The following is a 16,478-nucleotide window of genomic DNA, read 5'->3' on the forward strand; positions in this document are numbered from 1 at the left end:
TATTCAATCTCGAGATACGATTGAGCCTTTGCGAAGGCCTTTTAGCGTAGCTGAATAATTTTTACTTAGCATGGAGAAAGAGGATGAGGAAAATTGAAGCCCAAAATTGAGGATGTTGCTAGATTAGCCGGTGTATCGCCTACAACAGTTTCTCGTGTATTAAATGATCGTGGGTACATAAGCAATCAGACGAGAGATAAAGTGCACGATGCAATGACCAAACTGAATTACTTTCCAAATGATGTTGCCCGTTCACTGTTTACGAAACGTTCCAACTTGATAGGTATCATTATGCCAACAACAACCAATCCATTCTTCGGTGAGCTTACATTTCATTTGGAGAACATCTGCGCTTCTTTAGGTTATAAAGTGCTGCTTTGTAATAGTCTTAATCAAAAAGATAAAGAAAAAAAGTACTTAGATATGCTGATGCGCAATCAAGTTGATGGGATTATTGTAGGCACCCATAACCTAGGCATATTGAATTATCAGAAACAAAATCTAGCTGTTGTATCAATAGACCGCTACTTATCCGAAACAATCCCTGTTGTAAGTTCAGATAATTACGAAGGAGGCAAGCTAGCAACAGAACTATTAATCAGAAAAGGTTGTAAACAAATAGTTCTGATTGACGGCGTGAAAGAGCTAGAAAAATCGTACAAAAGAAGAGAAGCATATATAGATACACTAGTAAGAGAAGATAAAGTACCGATAATCTATGAAATACCAGAAGTATTTAATGTACAGAAACAGCAAGAAATCATAGAAAACATATTTAGTGAACATCCAGAAGCAGATGGGATATTTGCAACAAATGATATATTTGCAGCTTCCTACATAACCGCTGCCAAGCGTCATGGCAAGAAGATCCCTGAAGATGTTAAAATTGTAGGGTATGATGGTACAGAAACGGTACGGACAGTTTTGCCGGAACTTACGACAATAAGACAGCCTATTGAATTGATTGCTAAGGAGGCAATTAATATTTTGCTAAGGGAGATCGAGGGAGAATTCACAGATTTTCCGCATGAAACAAAGCTTCCGATTAGTCTATTAGAGGGGTCCACAACATAAAAAAATTACGATAACACAGAACCATTTTGTTCGAAAATAAAAACTCTTATTACGAACATAAAAACAAAAACATAACAGCATGAAGAAAGTGCTCCGACTCGCTTTCGTCTAATTTGTAAGATGAGCCGCTGGATTGCAGCTCATCTTAACTTATAATCACGTTCTGCTATACCATTTGGGTATGATGCTGGTAAAGTTTTCGTGATCTTTTAAGACGTCAAGTGAATAATTAAGAAGCAAATCAAATTGACTTTGACTCCTTTTCTTACCCCATACCAGTGCTGTTACGATGTGGACAGCACTATAAAAAGAATATAGTTCCCAAAATGCATCATCTATAAGTTGTCCATCATGATAACCATCCAATATGCCATTTGTGAATTCTACACTTACTTGCTTCGAAAAGAATCCGAGCTTTTGCAGATCATGTATCGGGTCTCCCCAGTCCATCCTCTGAAAATCAATTATCCCTGAGAAGCTATTATTATGTATCAAAAGATTGGAGGGATGAAAATCATCATGTTGGAATTTGTTCGTCCTGTCTTTCATTAGGTGAAGATTGGTTTGGATATACATCTGAAGGATATCCTTTATATTTTCGTTCAGATCTATTTCCTCAAACTCCAGCAAGTACTTTTTAATCTTTTCAAGCTTAACATGCTCCCAAGCTGGTTGGTGTGATGGAGCCGATAATGTATGAAGCTTTTTTAATTCACTTCCAGCTAAGAGTCCTGCAGCATATTGTTCTTCTTTTGTAAGTTTGCTTAATCCTGTCTCAGCATCAACCCCAGGAAGAAATGATAAGACCATAAAAGCCCTCTGGAGGTCATCTATGTATCCAAATTCCAATGCTTTTGGGACATATTTCGAAAACTCATGAAGCCTGTCCAGCGTTAAGAACTCTTCCTGCCGTTTAACTGCTTCTTCTATCGGAAATAATCTTAAAAGATATTGCTGATCGATTACGTACTTTTGATCATCAGAATATCCTTTTTTTAATTCCACAATCTCGTTAGCGTTTCTTACGTATGAGATAGACTCCTTTATATGTTTATCCATTGCTCTCCCTTCATTACCTCACTTAGTAGTAAAACAGCCCATTCAGTTGATGTTTCTCATCCAGTTAAAATGCTCCTTTTGGACTTTTGACCACATGTAATCAACTTCCTCTTCCGCATAAGCAATGAAATGCTCATAAAAAATGTCATGGATAAGGTTTAGCCACTGTTCTTTTGTTGTGATTTCATAGCGTTCAACTCCTGCATCACCAAAGCTTGTGTACATACATCCCTTTAGTTCATTTACTCGGTTTTGTGTTCGATTCTTAAAGATCAATAAGCTTCTCCAAGGTGATGAGTCGGACTCGGAATAAAATTCATGTTTCTTACAGAAAGCATTTATGTTGCTTACCTCGTTGAGATCATAATCAACTCCCAAATAACTCGCTTGCTTGTCATTTTGCAACTTAATAGCGCTCTCTCTTACTTCCGACTGCAGGACACGATAGGAAGTGAAATCTTGCTTCACGGGGCCATCCTGAATAAGTATCGGCTCAAATGGCATATCCCCAAGACCTACATCAACTATATATTTTTTCCATCTGCAAAATGTACAATTAACCCCATGTGAAAGCCGTTTATGTTTGGTTCCTTGCTTTTTGGATGTATGCCTGCTTTATGCATGGTCACCACGTAACCTAATGAACGTAACAGCCAGTGAAATGCATGATTCAAATGAAAACAATAACCCGAACGGCCATTTATTATAAGATCAGCGCAGCTGCTTTTATCAATCGCAGCAGCTTGCCCCATGAAGATATCCAGCGTTTGCCAAGAAATATATGTAACGTGTGCCTGATGCAATAACCTCAAATAATCAAAAGTAGGAGCTTCTACTCTATTTATGTGCAGCCGCCTTAGATATAAGTTCACTTCTTTAATTGAGAGCATATAGTTTCCTTTCAATTCGCGAGGATATATAAAATCCCACTTTTTACAAACTATCGAGATTCTAGCAATACCTCCATTTCTTTGATATAAACCGCGTTTCCAGTGATCTCAATATCCAACGAATCATTCCCTTTTGAAACCTGCACTGCAACCCGACCATCTTTTTCTATTTCATGACCTTGCTCAACTATTAGGTTAAGAGGTTCTATAAAATCATTTTTTATGTATGTGGCATAATAAGCTCCCATTACCCCTGATGCGGTACCGGTCACTGCATCTTCAATGGTCCCTGAATTGGGTGAGGAGAAGTGTCTGGCGTGCATATCGGCATTGGAATCATAGGTTTCCAGACAGAATGGATGTACAGAAGAAGCAGGCATGTCTATCAAAATTTCAGGAAAGAGTTTATTATTCGGTCTCATTTTTTGAAAGGCTTTAAGGTGTTTTATTGGGATCAGCAAAGTCCAAGTACCAGTACTTCCATAAAGGATGGGTAAATCAGTGTGGAGATCGGTTTCGTTTAATCCTATCGCATTTGCTAAATTTTCCTTTGACCCCAAAAATCGCTTGAATTTCGGAGAAGCCTGTTTCATGGTCATGGATATTTCACCGTCAGTAGATGAGTTTATTGTAATCGGCAGAATACCAGCGTTTGTTTCAATGGTGAACGATGATTTATCTTCCAGTAACCCTTTATCCTTCAAAGCGTAAATAGTTGCCATTGTTGCATGACCGCATAAATTCATTTCATGACCCGGCGTGAAAAATCGTATTCTAAGATCAGCTACATTCGATTCAATAGGAAAAGCAGTCTCATTAAAACCGACTTTTGAAGCGACCTCTTGCATTTCGGCATCTGTCAATGCAGCTCCATTTAATACGACTCCAGCTGGATTTCCCTTATCAGGTTCTTTACTGAATGCATCATAATGATAAACCGTCAGTGATTTAATAGCTGTTCCCCCTAACTAAGATTATCCATCCTTCATCAGGATTTGATTCTCTTATTCTGTAACAATTAAAATCCATTCTTCTCTTACTTTTCACACAGATACAGTTATCTGAATATATAAAATTCTACCTTAAATAACGCTTAAATAAAAGTTTATTTCGCGCATTAACCCACATGTAGAGAAGCCTACTATGATTTTTTGCCTTTCTCTACTTCCCAAGGAATGCACAAGCCTATATTCAATCCCCTTATTTTAACAAAAATGGTTGCGCGCCTCCTCTCTTTTGTATATATTGTATACATAGTACATATACAATGTTTAGTGTTGAAAATAATATAAAAGGAGAATTGTTTAATGAATAGTTCAGATAAAGCTCAACCTTTTAATCTGAAAAGGAGCTGGATCATTTCTCTAGGTATTTTTCTTCTCGTACAAGCGATTTTTATGCTGGTCGATGGTACGTCCTGGGTACCGAAATTAAACGATAGTGATGATTTCATTCACAGGATGTTCAGAAGTATTTTGGATATGAAACTATTTACCGAATGGTTCACGCCATATTCGTATCCATACTTTAATTTGGTCATGGTTGTTCACATCTTTGCATTACTCGTTATGGGTATTGCCGATATTATCGCTATAATTTTCTCCAAAAAATAGAATATGAGGGATCTGCATGCAAATCATTATTTCCAACAATTCGAAGGAGCCGATTTATGAACAGATTACAAATCAAATTAAATCGTCCATTCTTTCGGGTGAATTACCGGAAGGAGCTGCTATTCCTTCCATGCGCAAACTGGCACAGGATTTACAAATCAGCGTTATCACAACGAAACGGGCTTATGAAGAATTGGAAAAGGCAGGGTTTATTTACTCCATTGTCGGCAAAGGCTCATTTGTTGCTGAACAAGATCTAGAGTTCATCAAAGAGAAAAAACTGAAAGTGATCGAAGAGCAGCTAAATGCCGTCATTACAAACAGCCGTGAAATCGGCTTGTCCCTTGATGAGTTGCAGCAATTATTGAGGATTTTATATGAGGAGTGAAGCAAAAATGGAATACGTAGTCGAATTGAACAATGTGACGAAGGAATTCAAAGATTTCTCTGTTAAAAATATCGATTTGAAAGTAAAGCGTGGCTTTGTACATGGCTTTATCGGTGCAAACGGAGCTGGTAAGTCGACGACGATAAAAATGATGATGAATCTGTTACAGCCGGATGCTGGTGAAGTGAAAGTTTTTGACATGGACTACAAGACGCATGAGAAAGCAATCAAGGAGCGAATTGGGTTTGTTTACGATGGCAATGTGTTCTATGAAGGCCTTAATTTAAAGGATATAAAACGTATTGTCGCACCAGCATACAAACATTGGAATAATGAACTATTCTCTCAATATGTGGATCAGTTTGAGCTTCCGCTTAATAAATCGATTAAAAATTTCTCAAAAGGCATGCAAATGAAGGCTTCCTTGGCGATCGCTTTATCCCATCATGCAGAGCTGATCATCATGGATGAGCCGACTGCTGGTTTGGATCCTATTTTCAGACGGGAGCTGCTCGGACTCCTGCAGGAAATAATGCTGGACGGCAGCCGCACCATCTTCTTTTCCACCCATATCACAACAGATTTAAATCGCATCGCAGATTATATAGCGTTCATTAATCGCGGGGAGTTAGTTTTAAATAATTCCATTCATGACATAACGGAAAATTATGCGCTCGTTAAAGGAAGAACAGAGCTTCTGGATAGAGATACAGCGAAGGCTTTCGTGCATATAAACCGTCTATCAACAGGTTTTGAAGCTTTAACGGAAAATGTTACTGCTGTGGAAAATACTTTTGGAAGCAGCGTTGTTATTGAGCAGGCCACACTTGAAGATATTATGTTTCATATGAAAGGCGGTAAGCAGCGTGTTTAATTTAATAAGACGTGACTTTATTTTGCAAAAATGGCAACTGTTGTTGTTAATATTTATCGTATTATTCTTTGTCTTATTGGACAGACAGCACCCAGCTTTCATCTTTCTGCTAGCAAGCGTTATAATTCCAATTAATACGCTTGCTAATGACGAAAAAGCAGAAACTAACATACTATTAAATTCGCTGCCATATACACGCACGGAAATTATTGCTTCCCGCTACCTAGGGTCAATCGTTTTTATAATTTTAGCAACTGGAGTGACGAGTATCTTATTGTATGTTTTCAACAAACCTTTTTCAATCACAGACATTGCAATAAGCAGCAGTTTAGCCTTATTACTATTATCTTTTTACTTACCTATGTCTTATATCATAAAACCAGGTTATAATTTTCCAGTTGCATTAATCAGCTTCTTGATATTATCTGGCATAGTTCCCCCGATGGTATCTTATTTAAGTGAAAAATTTACATCATTCACAGATTTCATTCTAAATCTATCTGTGCCCATCTTGTATTCAGGCGCTTTACTACTTGGCTTAGCTATCTACGGAACTTCTTGGTGTATTTCTACCTTCATTTATCGAAGGAAAGCTTTTTAATTTGTATTCATGTAAACCTACTCTTTAAAAATATAAACGTATTCAAGCCATTACTTGGATGCGTTTATTTCCTTTTTATTAATTACTTTTTTCCAGTTGGTGTGGATCATCCATAAAAATAAAATTTAACAACCCCTCGCCAAATAACTCGTTTACTTTGACAAATCACCCTTCCATTGTCCAGACTTGTAACAGTAAACGGTAAATGCACATGCTAATTCCTAAGATAATTTAGAAAAGCAGTATTTGCTATACCGCATTTAGCTTCCATTCCGATTTCTCATGGATTATCATGAAGGTAGCATATTAAAAGGGGACATCAAAATGAAAGACGAATTGAGATATATAGGGGAGAAGATACAGAAGAATAAGGACATTATAGCCGATTCTGTCCTTCTAACCCTCGGTTCGAAATTGAACCAGGAACTTCTTATTTTATCTCTTCCGAAAGAACAGTTATCCGAATTCAATGCGGAGCTTGTGTTCAATATCGGTGCCATTCTTTTCGCAGAAGATAATGAAGAAGAAGTAAAGCAGAATTTTCTTTGCTGGGGGGCAAGGGCTGGAAAGACTGCTACCGAAATGAATACTTCTTTGACAGCCACATTACAGTATGTATCCAGTTTCCGGAGTGTCATATGGGACATCTTCACGGAGGAGCTGGAGGCACGTCATTTTGCTCCTATAACGATGCTGGATGTGTCGAAGATCATCGATCCGATGCTGGAGTTAGTCAGTTTCGAGATTGGCAAGCAGTTTGAGAATCATAACAGGAAGATGATGAATATCGCATACAGCGCACTGGAAGAGCTCTCCGTGCCGGTCGTTCCAATTTTTGAAGGACTGGCCGTGATACCTATTGTTGGCGATATCGATACGCATCGTGCCAAGCTGATCATGGAGACTGCATTATCGCAAGGAAATGCTTTGGAGCTGAATCATCTTGTGTTGGATGTTTCCGGTGTCGTGATGATTGATACGATGGTGGCGGATCAAATATACCAAATTGTTCAATCACTTAAAATCAGCGGTATCGAAACGATCATCACTGGAATCCGGCCAGAGATTGCCCAGACGATGGTGTCGCTCGGCTTGGATTTTAAAGCACTCTTCACTTTATCAACCTTAAAGAATGCGCTGGATCATTTAGGATATGGCGAATTGGATAAGACTAGCAAAAAGAGCTGATCGTTCTTCGATCAGCTCTTTTAATTCCTTTCACTAAATGGGCTTGTGCGGATGTACCGTACTCCGCCTCTTCTAACAAAAAATCTGTTTTTCCATCCCATTTATTTTTCCAAATAGGATACTATTCACTCTGTTTTGGGTAGATTAAAAAAGATAAAATCTGAACGGAGTGATGCTTCATGCCAATCGAACCAATCGTTATCGATGCCATCATCAATGGTAAAAAACACAAAGCAGAGAAACAAGCACCACGTGAGAATCCTGCAAACCCGGATGAAACCGTCGGATATGCCCCGCTGAATACGAGGGCAGAAACAATCCAAGCGATCGACGCAGCAGAAGCAGCTTTCACCATGTGGCGGGAGACCTCATTTGATGACCGAATCGCCCGCATGAGGCGTGCTATCCATAAAATAAAAGATAAAACTCCGGAAATAGCGGCACTACTCGCCCGCGAACATGGGAAAGCTCTATATGATGCCGAAGGGGAAATTGCTGTATCTATGATGTGGATGGAATTTGCTTGCGATAATATTGCCGATGTTTTGCAAAATGAGGTGCAGGAGCATAACGGCGGCAAAACGATCATCGCCCGGGATGCAGTTGGTGTCGTCACTGCCATTTCCCCTTGGAACTACCCTATTTCCCTCTCTACTATCAAAATTGCTCCAGCACTGCTTGCCGGCAATACGATGGTACTGAAACCAAGTCCGCTTGCACCGCTTGCCGTCAGCCAGGTAACCGAGCTGATTGCCGATGAATTTCCGCCTGGTGTATTGAATTTGGTGCATGGCGAAGCCGAGGTTGGTGTAGAGCTGACCTCTAACCCGAAAGTTGCGAAGATTGCTTTTACCGGTGGGACGGAAACGGCTAAGCATATCATGAAAGCGGCAGCAGATACGATCAAGCATATGACACTGGAGCTTGGGGGTAATGATGCAGCCGTCGTGCTTGATGATTTTGATGTGAATGATGACAAGGCGATGCGCCGGATTGTCATTTCGAATTTCCTGACAGCCGGCCAGATTTGTATGATTGCCAAGCGGGTCTACGTACATGAATCGATTTTCGATAAGTTTATTGAAAAATACCGTGAAGCTGCCGATAAATGGATCCGTGTCGGAGATCCATTCGATAAAAATGTCACGGTGGGTCCTCTCAATAACAAAAAGCAAATGGAATTTGTCCAGAGTTTGATTGATGATAGCAAACAAAAAGGTGCTGAAGTCATCAAGCTTGGAAAAGTATTGGATGAAGAATTATATCAGCAGGGTTACTTTATGCAGCCTACCCTCGTGCTCGGTGCAGATTATGATGATCCGATCGTGGAACAGGAACAGTTCGGCCCGACAGTACCGATTCTTCCCTTCAAAGACGACAAACATGCTATCCGGCTTGCCAATAACAGCATTTATGGACTGACAAGCTCGGTATGGGGCAAGGAGGAGCATGCCATGGAAGTAGCTAAACATATCCAAGCAGGTACGACAATGATCAATACAGCTGCCATCCAAGGGTTGGATGTCCGTTTCCCTTTCGGTGGCGTGAAGCAATCCGGAATCGGCCGTGAATATGGAAAAGAAGGTCTTCTCGCATATGCAGAAACCCATGTCATCAATATACCGAAGACACTGGATCTGCCATATATACCTGAATGAAATAAAAACAGTGCATCAAATGCCAGATGCACTGCTTTTTGCTCTTGTAAGCTGCAATTTTCCTTCGTATGATAAGGATAGTTACAGCTAGAAGGAGCTTTTCACAACATGAAGAACACGATACATAATACGGTGTGGCTGGTTATTTTCCTGTTTTTGATCAGTGCATGCGGGACAGTCAGTACTGCAAATGAGCAGTCAGATGCGAATAAACAGCCAACGACTACATCCGGTACCACCGACAAAGTAGAAGTTTCCCTAATCCGGATCGTTGATGGGGACACGATTAAAGTAAACTACAATGGTCAAGAAGAAACAGTTCGCTATTTACTTGTCGATACTCCTGAGACGAAAGCACCCAACAAATGTGTCCAGCCATATGGAAAAGATGCTTCCAAACGAAATGAAGAATTGGTGACCGATGCAGATAAGCTGGAGCTGGAGTTCGATGTCGGGGAGAGAATGGACAAGTACGGACGGCTGCTTGCTTATGTTTACGCAGATGGCGTAAGCGTCCAGCAGACATTGCTCGAGGAAGGGCTGGCTCGGGTAGCTTATGTGTATCCGCCGAATACAAGATATCTGGATACTTTCGAAAAAGCAGAAGCATCAGCTAAAAATGCAGGTATTGCAGTGTGGCAGCAAGATGGATATGCAACAGAACGCGGCTTTAACGGCTGTGCCACCAGCCAAGAAAGGTCCGACGACACACCGACTGAGAGCCAAACAAATGAATCTACGAACTTTGCCAATTGCACCGAATTGAGAAAAACATATCCTGACGGTGTACCAAGCTCTCACCCAGCTTACCAACGCAAGTTTGACCGGGATAAGGATGACTACGCATGTGAATAAGAAAAGAGCTTTTGCATGGAAGGAACGAAACATGTACAAGTTTATGCTCAGCATCGACATCATGATCCGGCATATATCATCGGTAATGACTAAGGGCTTCGTGAATTAATCCGTGCGCTGGAAACTGCCCGGGCAACTGGTTGTGGTCATGCTGCTGTTTTCCCGTCGGACAGGCAAGGCTATGATATCCTTATAAGGAAACTGGAACCATTGGAGGACAAGCCTTTTGAGAGCTTGGAAATGCCATATACAGAACAGTATGGATTCCAGAATTCACATTGTTATTATGAACATAAATCGGATGATCCAGCTGCACCTTATCCGATCCATTCAGTCTTCCACAGATGACATACTTGTTTCTTTCATTTATAGTGGAACACGAATAATCTACAAGGAGAGTATATATGAGCAAAACAGCATATTGGAAAGAAAACTGGCTGCACCACCGCAACGTATTGATCAACTTACTGGACCATATCGAAGATGGACATCTAGATTTCAAACCATGGGAAGATGCGATGACACTGCGCGGCCTAGTGCTTCACATAGCCGGATCGAATCACATGTTTGTGAATATGGTAAAAACGGAAACAATGTCGGCTCCGGATCTCCCTGAAGTACATACAATGGACGACCTGAAGAAAGTGGTTCAGCACTTCACGGATCAGACAATCCAAGCTTTTGATACAATCACAGATGAAGAACTAGCATTACAAAATGAAGCAAAAATACCTGGTATGCAAGGTAAAAAAGAACTTTATCTTCAAGCCATGTATGATCATGAATTGCATCATAAAGGACAGTTGTTCCTTTACGCCCGCCTAGTCGGAGCAACAGACCTGCCTTTCTTCCGCTAAAAGAAACCTTGCAGTTAAGGCTGCAAGGTTTCTTATTAGTTTTTACAAAAAACGCCATACAACTTAACACATCTTAGAAAATAGTGAATTAGTGATTGTTATGGCGTATGTGATCATGTGCAAAGAAATAGAAAGTGTGCTGCCTGGCAGAAGCTAACTGCACGATGTGTAAATTGTTTGATACGAAGGCAGAAGCCGATTTGATTGAAAAGCAGCCGGTAGCTGAAACCTCTCCGCATATCCACTGGTTAATTGTTGAAATGTAAACGTCAAAATTCAATTCAAATAAGCAGCTGAAATGCGCTCCTCGACGGTGCCGGCTCCTTGCCTGTTTATTTTATATGCAGCCGCTCCCTTACGCGAACAGACAGCATGTATCAATTGTTCATCCACAAAGTGTAAAGCGGCACTATCATCGACCCCGTACCCTTCCATTATCCTCCCTTGCTCGATGGCCGACAAGTAAGCCGGCCTCCGCTTTATCTCACCATTGAAATGTGGACATATACTGCCTGATAAAATACCAAGCCCCTCTATCGCATACAAGGATCCGTTCAATGGATCTGTAAGCCCTTCTTCAAACCAGCAGTTAGCTCCTGCGCTTAGTCCTGTTAGGATAATGCCATTTTGATAGGCTTCAGCTATGATCGTATCCAGCTTCCATTCCTGCCACAATGCCAGCAAATTCCGCGTGCTGCCTCCTCCGACATAAAGAATATCCTGTTTCATCACAAAAGCATGCAAATCCTGGAATGTCGGTTCAAACAAAGACAGGTGACTGGGTTTGCACGAAAGCCGATTGAACGCTTCATAAAAACGCCGGATATAATCTGGCTTATCACCGCTTGCTGTTGGAATAAAACAAATGCGGGGTTCTTGTTTGTCACTTTGCGAAAGAATATATCGATCAAGCGCCAAGTTGTCCGGTTCCATTGAAAATCCCCCGCCTCCAAGTGCGATAATCTGTCTTTTCATCATTGACTCCTCCATATGCAATAAACTCAACCAGCAGCAAGGCAAAGCAGTTTACCTTCATCCATCATATATCCCATAATCCGGAAAATAAAACCTTGCTAAACTAACACCATTAGTTTATAGTTTAACTAACGTCATTAGTTAGGAGTGGATTATATGCGAATTCGAAATCAAAAAAGTCTGTACCAGCTCACATTCATGCCACGTTTGTTTCCGGTGAATTGTTATTTAATTGAAGAAGAAAACGAATTGACACTGGTGGACGCAGCGCTCCCTTCCCGAGCCTCAGCTATTCTCTCTGCTGCGCGTACAATCGGCAAACCAATTACGAGAATCGTGCTGACACACGCACATTCAGACCATATCGGAGCTCTGGACAACTTGAAAGCAGCATTACCTGATGCAAAGGTCATGCTATCAGAGATGGAGTGGGATATACTTCAACAAAAAATGAAAACAGCAGATGGCCTTCCTATCAAGGGCGGTTATCCAAAAGATATCAAGACGAAACCAGATGAATTTTTGAGGGAAGGAGATCGAGTCGGTACACTTGAAGTGATTTCATCACCTGGGCACTCACCAGGTATGCTGGCATTTTTTGATCATCGGAACGGTGCTCTTATTGCCGGGGATGCCTTTCAGCTTCGTGGCGGGATAGCGGTATCCGGGGATGTAAGATGGCAATTCCCGTTTCCTGGCTGGGCAACATGGAATAAGGAATGCGCCATCCAGTCCGCCAAAAAGCTAGCTGAATTAGAGCCTAATATCCTTGCGATTGGACATGGCGATTTACTGAACACGCCGGCAGCGAAAATGAACCAAGCAATTTTACGTGCTGAAAAGGGAGTAAAGCGACATGCCTAGAATGCATCTCACAAAAAATGATATTATCGATACCGCACTTTCTTTAGCAGATCAACACGGCTACGAAGCTGTCACGATGGCAAATATTGCCCGTTCCCTTACAATCAAGCCGCCTTCTTTGTATAACCATTTCAAAAACTTGGAGGAAATCAAACAAGCAATGGCCGAAGCTGCCCAAAAGCAGCTGTACGAGGCTTTGAAGGTAACGGAACAGACGTCACAGCCAATGCTTTCATTTGCCAAGGCATATGTGAACTTCGCAAGTTCCAACCCTGGGTTATACGCCTCTTCTCTACCAGGCGGTAACGGGGAATATGCAAATGCCCTCCTCCAACTCGTCGCGGATGCCCTTCAATCTCACAAGCTAGAGAATGAAAAAATGATCCATGCAATTCGCGGGTTCAGAAGCATGCTGCATGGCTTTGTTGATTTAAATAATCATGCAGGATTTAAGCTTGACGTTGACTTGGAAGCATCCCTTGAAGAAGTGGTCGGTATATTTGAACGTGGTTTGAAATCATCATAACTTGTTTGATGAGCAATTGTATTGGTGGAGGTATAAGTTGACGGGACATTCGTCATCGGCGTTACAAAAGAGAATGGAGAAATATAACCTTATCTATGAAAAATGCTAGTTCGATAAGCCCGCAGTACCGTTCTTCTGTTTGTTCTTTAATAAGCGCTCTGTGACAAACCCTGCTATAATACCAATAAATACTGGAATAAGAGAACCTCCTGCCTCAAACGCGACGCCTTCCGATGGATTTTCTTCATAGAAAGTCCAGCTCAGCAAAGAAATATTGAATATGTTGCCGATGGTATACAAAAGCACCATCGGCAATAAAGAAGCGAGCAACGGAAACCAGAATAGCTTTTTCTGCATCGCAATACCTCCTTTTATTAATACATTATTATCTATACTATAACGGTAAAAATAAACCAGCTCCAAGTAAAAAACGGAACTCTGCATGAGAGTTCCGTTTTTTACTTCTAAATTGACTTCCTTAATAATTCGAATCACTTCCAAAGAAGTTCTTGAACGATTGGATATTCGTTGCGCGGTTCATCTCGGCGATGGACGTTGTCAATGGAATACCTTTCGGGCAAACCTGTACACAGTTTTGTGAGTTACCGCAGCTGCCGATGCCGCCCTCTCCCATTAATGCTTCCAGACGTTCTGCTTTGTTCATTGAGCCTGTCGGATGGGCGTTGAACAAGCGTACTTGGGAGATTGGTGCCGGTCCGATGAAATCGGATTTGTCATTCACGTTCGGGCATGCTTCCAGACATACACCGCAAGTCATGCACTTGGAAAGCTCATAAGCCCATTGTCGCTTCTTCTCCGGCATACGTGGACCAGGTCCGAGATCATACGTACCGTCAATCGGCACCCAAGCCTTCACTTTTTTGAGACTGTCGAACATCTGGGAACGGTCGACTGCCAAGTCACGGATGATCGGGAACGTGGACATTGGCTCAAGCCGGATCGGCTGTTCCAATTTATCGATCAGTGCTGCACAGGACTGTCTTGGTGTACCGTTGATGACCATGGAACACGCCCCGCAAACTTCTTCCAGACAGTTCATATCCCAATAGATGGGTGTCGTTTCCTTACCTTCTGCATTCACCGGGTTTCTCCGTATCTCCATCAAGGCAGAGATGACGTTCATGTTCTCCCGGTATGGTACCTTAAACGTTTCTTCATAAGGAGCGCTGCTCGGATCATCCTGACGTGTCACAATCAGTGTAATCGTCTCTTGTTTCGTTTTCGTCGCTTCCATTATGCTTTTGCCTCCTTCGCTTTCGCCTGGCTGTAGTCACGTTTTCTCGGCTTGATATAGGAAGTGTCGACTTCTTCATAATAGATATCTGGTGAGTTGGAGGATTCATCATATCTAGCCATCGTCGTTTTCAAGAATTCCTCGTCATTCCGTTCTGGGAATTCTGGTTTATAATGCGCGCCGCGGCTTTCATTACGCTGATAAGCTCCGATTGTCATCACGCGGGCCAAATGCAGCATATTCTTCAGCTGGCGTGTGAACATGACGCCTTGGTTGCTCCAAAGCGATGTGTCGTGGATGTTGATATTATTCCAGCGTTCTTGAAGCTCTTGCAGCTTATCATCCGTTTTCAGCAATCTGCTGTTTTCGCGAACAACCGTCACATTATCCGTCATCCACTCGCCTAGCTCACGGTGCAGCTTGTACGCATTTTCCTTGCCGTCCATCTTCGTCATCTTATCGAAAGCAGCCTGCTCTTTGGCAAGTGCATCATCGAATAGCTTGCTGGAAAGATCATCTGCATGCTTATCGAGTCCGTCGATATATTTGATTGCATTCGGCCCTGCCACCATTCCGCCATAGATCGCTGACAGAAGGGAGTTCGCTCCAAGGCGATTGGCACCGTGCTGGGAGTAATCACATTCCCCGGCAGCAAAGATGCCCGGGATATTCGTCATCTGATCATCGCTGATCCAAAGGCCGCCCATGCTGTAATGGACTGCCGGGAAGATTTTCATCGGGACCTTGCGCGGATCGTCCCCTGCGAACTTTTCGTAAATCTCGATGATACCGCCCAGTTTGACATCAAGCTCTTTTGGATCCTTATGAGACAGGTCAAGATAAACCATGTTCTCCCCATTGATTCCAAGCTTTTGATTGACACAGACGTCGAAGATTTCCCGTGTCGCAATATCACGGGGTACAAGGTTACCGTATGCTGGGTATTTCTCTTCCAGGAAGTACCAAGGCTCCCCATCCTTATACGTCCAAACGCGTCCGCCTTCTCCGCGGGCGGATTCGCTCATCAAGCGGAGCTTGTCGTCGCCAGGGATGGCTGTAGGGTGAATCTGGATGAACTCTCCATTCGCATAAATTGCACCTTGCTCGTATAAAGCACCGGCAGCAGAACCTGTGTTGATGATCGAATTTGTCGATTTACCGAAGATGATACCAGGACCACCTGTCGCCATGATGACGGCATCTGCCCTGATGGCGCGCAATTCATGGGATTGGATGTTCTGCGTCAGGATACCCCGTCCGATACCTTCTTCATCGATGATGGCGTGTACGAATTCCCAGCCTTCGTATTTCGTCACAAGTCCGGCTGTCTCATAACGCCGTACCTGCTCATCAAGCGCATACAAGAGCTGCTGACCAGTCGTCGCACCAGCATAAGCTGTCCGGTGGTATTGCGTACCTCCGAAACGGCGGAAATCAAGCAGCCCTTCCGGTGTCCGGTTGAACATGACGCCCATCCGGTCGAGCATGTGAATGATGCTTGGTGCTGCATCACACATCCCTTTGACAGGCCCCTGGTTGGCAAGGAAGTCCCCGCCATAAACCGTATCATCGAAATGCTCCCAGGTGGAATCTCCTTCCCCCTTTGTATTCACGGCTCCATTGATGCCCCCCTGGGCACAGACGGAGTGTGAGCGCTTGACCGGAACAATGGATAACAAATCTACATGAACACCGGCTTCTGCTGCTTTGATCGTCGCCATCAAACCTGCAAGACCCCCGCCGACAACAACTATATTTCGTTTACTCATATCTTTAAGTCCCCTCTCTTAAAGCGGCTATC

At 42.4% G+C, this 16,478-nt stretch carries 19 protein-coding genes; 11 read left to right on the forward strand and 8 right to left on the reverse strand.

Going from position 1 to position 16,478, the window contains the following annotated elements:
• Positions 1-93: 93 nt before the first annotated feature.
• On the forward strand, positions 94-1,074 hold the full coding sequence (locus AB1K91_RS09650; RefSeq protein ID WP_413089599.1) for a LacI family DNA-binding transcriptional regulator: 981 nt from the start codon (positions 94-96) through the stop codon (positions 1,072-1,074).
• A gap of 156 nt (positions 1,075-1,230) precedes the next feature.
• On the opposite strand, the gene AB1K91_RS09655 is transcribed toward AB1K91_RS09650, so the two are convergent.
• Genes AB1K91_RS09655 through AB1K91_RS09670 form a run of 4 tightly spaced genes read right to left on the reverse strand, consistent with a single transcriptional unit; the run spans position 1,231 to position 3,976 of the window.
• Entirely contained in the window at positions 1,231-2,133 is a 903-nt protein-coding gene (locus tag AB1K91_RS09655) for an aminoglycoside phosphotransferase family protein (RefSeq protein WP_413089600.1), read from the reverse strand.
• Positions 2,134-2,175: 42 nt separating this feature from the next.
• A complete protein-coding gene (locus AB1K91_RS09660; RefSeq protein ID WP_413089601.1) occupies positions 2,176-2,637 on the reverse strand; it encodes a hypothetical protein in 462 nt (153 codons plus the stop codon).
• Between the two features lie 20 nt (positions 2,638-2,657).
• On the reverse strand, positions 2,658-3,023 hold the full coding sequence (locus AB1K91_RS09665; RefSeq protein ID WP_413089602.1) for an arylamine N-acetyltransferase: 366 nt from the start codon (positions 3,021-3,023) through the stop codon (positions 2,658-2,660).
• A 50-nt stretch (positions 3,024-3,073) separates the two neighbouring features.
• The gene (locus tag AB1K91_RS09670) at positions 3,074-3,976 is read right to left on the reverse strand and encodes a PhzF family phenazine biosynthesis protein (protein WP_413089747.1); all 903 of its coding nucleotides are present in this window, start codon (positions 3,974-3,976) and stop codon (positions 3,074-3,076) included.
• Between the two features lie 354 nt (positions 3,977-4,330).
• Between AB1K91_RS09670 and AB1K91_RS09675 the strand changes: the two genes are divergently transcribed.
• The 8 genes from AB1K91_RS09675 to AB1K91_RS09710 all read left to right on the forward strand — a co-directional run bounded on the left by AB1K91_RS09675 (position 4,331) and on the right by AB1K91_RS09710 (position 11,057).
• On the forward strand, positions 4,331-4,636 hold the full coding sequence (locus AB1K91_RS09675) for a YfzA family protein (RefSeq protein WP_413089603.1): 306 nt from the start codon (positions 4,331-4,333) through the stop codon (positions 4,634-4,636).
• 16 nt (positions 4,637-4,652) lie between these two features.
• Positions 4,653-5,024, forward strand: coding sequence for a GntR family transcriptional regulator (locus AB1K91_RS09680; RefSeq protein ID WP_413089604.1), 372 nt, complete (start codon positions 4,653-4,655; stop codon positions 5,022-5,024).
• Between the two features lie 7 nt (positions 5,025-5,031).
• The gene (locus AB1K91_RS09685) at positions 5,032-5,898 is read left to right on the forward strand and encodes an ABC transporter ATP-binding protein (protein ID WP_413089605.1); all 867 of its coding nucleotides are present in this window, start codon (positions 5,032-5,034) and stop codon (positions 5,896-5,898) included.
• The gene (locus tag AB1K91_RS09690) at positions 5,891-6,499 is read left to right on the forward strand and encodes an ABC-2 transporter permease (protein WP_413089606.1); all 609 of its coding nucleotides are present in this window, start codon (positions 5,891-5,893) and stop codon (positions 6,497-6,499) included. Before AB1K91_RS09685 ends, AB1K91_RS09690 begins: the two co-directional genes overlap by 8 nt.
• A 324-nt stretch (positions 6,500-6,823) precedes the next feature.
• Positions 6,824-7,687 (forward strand): STAS domain-containing protein, encoded by an 864-nt coding sequence (locus AB1K91_RS09695; RefSeq protein WP_413089607.1) that lies wholly within the window; start codon positions 6,824-6,826, stop codon positions 7,685-7,687.
• A 179-nt stretch (positions 7,688-7,866) separates the two neighbouring features.
• On the forward strand, positions 7,867-9,345 hold the full coding sequence (locus tag AB1K91_RS09700; RefSeq protein ID WP_413089608.1) for an aldehyde dehydrogenase family protein: 1,479 nt from the start codon (positions 7,867-7,869) through the stop codon (positions 9,343-9,345).
• Between the two features lie 108 nt (positions 9,346-9,453).
• The gene (locus AB1K91_RS09705) at positions 9,454-10,200 is read left to right on the forward strand and encodes a thermonuclease family protein (protein WP_413089609.1); all 747 of its coding nucleotides are present in this window, start codon (positions 9,454-9,456) and stop codon (positions 10,198-10,200) included.
• A gap of 404 nt (positions 10,201-10,604) precedes the next feature.
• Positions 10,605-11,057 carry a DinB family protein gene (locus AB1K91_RS09710; protein WP_413089610.1) on the forward strand — a complete coding sequence of 151 codons (453 nt, stop codon included), beginning with the start codon at positions 10,605-10,607 and terminating at the stop codon, positions 11,055-11,057.
• A gap of 276 nt (positions 11,058-11,333) precedes the next feature.
• Here the strand turns inward: AB1K91_RS09710 and AB1K91_RS09715 are convergent, their stop codons facing one another.
• Positions 11,334-12,035, reverse strand: coding sequence for a Type 1 glutamine amidotransferase-like domain-containing protein (locus AB1K91_RS09715; protein ID WP_413089611.1), 702 nt, complete (start codon positions 12,033-12,035; stop codon positions 11,334-11,336).
• A 153-nt stretch (positions 12,036-12,188) separates the two neighbouring features.
• Between AB1K91_RS09715 and AB1K91_RS09720 the strand changes: the two genes are divergently transcribed.
• Together AB1K91_RS09720 and AB1K91_RS09725 are read left to right on the forward strand one after the other, a co-directional pair.
• Positions 12,189-12,896, forward strand: a complete 708-nt coding sequence (locus tag AB1K91_RS09720; RefSeq protein WP_413089613.1) for an MBL fold metallo-hydrolase — start codon at positions 12,189-12,191, stop codon at positions 12,894-12,896.
• Positions 12,889-13,422, forward strand: a complete 534-nt coding sequence (locus AB1K91_RS09725) for a TetR/AcrR family transcriptional regulator (protein WP_413089614.1) — start codon at positions 12,889-12,891, stop codon at positions 13,420-13,422. Before AB1K91_RS09720 ends, AB1K91_RS09725 begins: the two co-directional genes overlap by 8 nt.
• A 105-nt stretch (positions 13,423-13,527) precedes the next feature.
• Here AB1K91_RS09725 and AB1K91_RS09730 read toward each other — a convergent pair whose 3' ends face one another.
• From AB1K91_RS09730 to sdhA, 3 genes are all read right to left on the reverse strand, one after another.
• Positions 13,528-13,779 carry a hypothetical protein gene (locus tag AB1K91_RS09730; protein WP_413089616.1) on the reverse strand — a complete coding sequence of 84 codons (252 nt, stop codon included), beginning with the start codon at positions 13,777-13,779 and terminating at the stop codon, positions 13,528-13,530.
• Positions 13,780-13,900: 121 nt separating this feature from the next.
• A complete protein-coding gene (gene sdhB, locus AB1K91_RS09735) occupies positions 13,901-14,677 on the reverse strand; it encodes a succinate dehydrogenase iron-sulfur subunit (protein ID WP_413089617.1) in 777 nt (258 codons plus the stop codon).
• Positions 14,677-16,446: a succinate dehydrogenase flavoprotein subunit gene (gene sdhA, locus AB1K91_RS09740; protein ID WP_413089618.1), complete on the reverse strand. Its 1,770-nt coding sequence runs from the start codon at positions 16,444-16,446 to the stop codon at positions 14,677-14,679. The genes sdhB and sdhA overlap by 1 nt, the downstream gene beginning before the upstream one ends.
• Positions 16,447-16,478 lie beyond the last annotated feature (32 nt).

It is taken from the genome of Terribacillus jepli, from assembly GCF_047228925.1.
In the GTDB taxonomy this organism is placed as follows: domain Bacteria; phylum Bacillota; class Bacilli; order Bacillales; family Amphibacillaceae; genus Terribacillus.

What these genes read in the sequence shown, in the direction of transcription:
- AB1K91_RS09660 (WP_413089601.1), bottom strand. Translation starts at nt 2,637, where the DNA reads ATGCCATTTGAGCCGATACTTATTCAGGATGGCCCCGTGAAGCAAGAT.
- AB1K91_RS09715 (WP_413089611.1), bottom strand. Translation starts at nt 12,035, where the DNA reads ATGATGAAAAGACAGATTATCGCACTTGGAGGCGGGGGATTTTCAATG.
- AB1K91_RS09700 (WP_413089608.1), top strand. Translation starts at nt 7,867, where the DNA reads ATGCCAATCGAACCAATCGTTATCGATGCCATCATCAATGGTAAAAAA.
- AB1K91_RS09730 (WP_413089616.1), bottom strand. Translation starts at nt 13,779, where the DNA reads ATGCAGAAAAAGCTATTCTGGTTTCCGTTGCTCGCTTCTTTATTGCCG.
- AB1K91_RS09720 (WP_413089613.1), top strand. Translation starts at nt 12,189, where the DNA reads ATGCGAATTCGAAATCAAAAAAGTCTGTACCAGCTCACATTCATGCCA.
- AB1K91_RS09675 (WP_413089603.1), top strand. Translation starts at nt 4,331, where the DNA reads ATGAATAGTTCAGATAAAGCTCAACCTTTTAATCTGAAAAGGAGCTGG.
- AB1K91_RS09665 (WP_413089602.1), bottom strand. Translation starts at nt 3,023, where the DNA reads ATGCTCTCAATTAAAGAAGTGAACTTATATCTAAGGCGGCTGCACATA.
- AB1K91_RS09695 (WP_413089607.1), top strand. Translation starts at nt 6,824, where the DNA reads ATGAAAGACGAATTGAGATATATAGGGGAGAAGATACAGAAGAATAAG.
- AB1K91_RS09725 (WP_413089614.1), top strand. Translation starts at nt 12,889, where the DNA reads ATGCCTAGAATGCATCTCACAAAAAATGATATTATCGATACCGCACTT.
- AB1K91_RS09705 (WP_413089609.1), top strand. Translation starts at nt 9,454, where the DNA reads ATGAAGAACACGATACATAATACGGTGTGGCTGGTTATTTTCCTGTTT.
- sdhB (WP_413089617.1), bottom strand. Translation starts at nt 14,677, where the DNA reads ATGGAAGCGACGAAAACGAAACAAGAGACGATTACACTGATTGTGACA.
- AB1K91_RS09680 (WP_413089604.1), top strand. Translation starts at nt 4,653, where the DNA reads ATGCAAATCATTATTTCCAACAATTCGAAGGAGCCGATTTATGAACAG.
- sdhA (WP_413089618.1), bottom strand. Translation starts at nt 16,446, where the DNA reads ATGAGTAAACGAAATATAGTTGTTGTCGGCGGGGGTCTTGCAGGTTTG.
- AB1K91_RS09655 (WP_413089600.1), bottom strand. Translation starts at nt 2,133, where the DNA reads ATGGATAAACATATAAAGGAGTCTATCTCATACGTAAGAAACGCTAAC.
- AB1K91_RS09710 (WP_413089610.1), top strand. Translation starts at nt 10,605, where the DNA reads ATGAGCAAAACAGCATATTGGAAAGAAAACTGGCTGCACCACCGCAAC.
- AB1K91_RS09685 (WP_413089605.1), top strand. Translation starts at nt 5,032, where the DNA reads ATGGAATACGTAGTCGAATTGAACAATGTGACGAAGGAATTCAAAGAT.